Here is a 1,009-nt window from a genome sequence, read left to right on the forward strand (position 1 = left end):
GCCGGCGCTGCCCGTGCGGTTCGAGATGCGCTGGATGCGGTGGGTGGCAGTGGCAGTCCGGCGGGATCGGCGCTGTGGTACGTGGCCGGGCTGCAGATGTCGATCCGCGATTGGGCATTGCGCGATGGCTGGAACGGCAAGCGTGTCGAGAAAAGCGAGGCCAAGGGCATCCTAGTGGCAGCACTCGGCGTGCTGGCCCGGTACTACGGCTATGAACGAGCGCCCAGGCCTCGGCGAGAGACATCAATGCACGCCTGAATTGTCAGGACATCGTCCGGACGCTATTATGGAGGTAGTTTCAGAACATGGGGGTTGCCATGAGCACCTTGAACCTCTCCAAAACCGAACGGATCGATGTCCGCGCCAGTAGCTCTGTCAAGCAGCTGCTGCAGGAGGCTGCGCGTTCATGTCACAAAAACGTCAGCGAATTCCTGCTGGATGCGGGGGTGATCGCGGCCAACCAAGCACTGGCGGATCGTCGTCACTTTGTGCTGAATGATGACCAGTGGCAGGCGTTCCAGCAGGCGCTGGATCGCCCCGTGCAAGCCAAGCCGCGCTTGAAGAAGCTGCTCAGTGAACCTGGGGTTCTGGGTTGAGTGCAGCGTATGAATCGGTCCGCAAGCTCGCAGAAAATAGGGGACACAGAAAATACAGAAAATAGGGGACAGACCCAGAAAATAGGGGACAGACCACGGTTTTCCTCCAGGCGGGCGATGGTCGATTGCGTCGTGTGCATGCGCTCGGCAAGCTCGGATTGAGTCAGGCCGGCGCGGGTGCGGGCGGTGATGAGTTCGCGCATGACCAAGAAGACGCAAGGTGTCAAGGCCAGGGCCGAACGCAAACCGTCCATCGGCCATGAAGTGATTCGCCCGGACGGCAGCGTGATCCGCTATGTGCGCGAGGAGGATGACGACCAGAAGCCGGTCGACCACTACCGCACCGTGGACACGCTGGCGCTGATGCTCCGCAATGGCAGCATCACCGGTGCCATGCACGATGCCGGCCAGCA

4 protein-coding genes are annotated in these 1,009 nt (G+C 61.2%); 3 read left to right on the forward strand and 1 reads right to left on the reverse strand.

The window, feature by feature from the left end; genetic code table 11:
• Together M622_RS38510 and M622_RS38515 are read left to right on the forward strand one after the other, a co-directional pair.
• The coding region (locus M622_RS38510) for a hypothetical protein (RefSeq protein WP_021251076.1) at nt 1-258 on the forward strand (258 nt) is incomplete at its 5' end.
• 59 nt (nt 259-317) lie between these two features.
• On the forward strand, nt 318-596 hold the full coding sequence (locus M622_RS38515; RefSeq protein ID WP_021251077.1) for a type II toxin-antitoxin system TacA family antitoxin: 279 nt from the start codon (nt 318-320) through the stop codon (nt 594-596).
• Here M622_RS38515 and M622_RS40675 read toward each other — a convergent pair.
• Nucleotides 482-850, reverse strand: coding sequence for a helix-turn-helix domain-containing protein (locus M622_RS40675; RefSeq protein WP_306415643.1), 369 nt, complete (start codon nt 848-850; stop codon nt 482-484). The two genes, M622_RS38515 and M622_RS40675, sit on opposite strands and share 115 nt — an antisense overlap.
• On the opposite strand from M622_RS40675, the gene M622_RS40075 reads away from it, so the two are divergent.
• Nucleotides 798-1,009: hypothetical protein (locus M622_RS40075; protein WP_217995349.1), on the forward strand; the 212-nt coding region annotated here is incomplete at its 3' end. The two genes, M622_RS40675 and M622_RS40075, sit on opposite strands and share 53 nt — an antisense overlap.

Source organism: Thauera terpenica 58Eu (assembly GCF_000443165.1).
GTDB classification, from domain to species: Bacteria; Pseudomonadota; Gammaproteobacteria; order Burkholderiales; family Rhodocyclaceae; genus Thauera; species Thauera terpenica.

Coding starts and splice junctions, on each gene's coding strand:
- M622_RS40675 (WP_306415643.1), bottom strand. CDS start 850: ATGGACGGTTTGCGTTCGGCCCTGGCCTTGACACCTTGCGTCTTCTTG.
- M622_RS38515 (WP_021251077.1), top strand. CDS start 318: ATGAGCACCTTGAACCTCTCCAAAACCGAACGGATCGATGTCCGCGCC.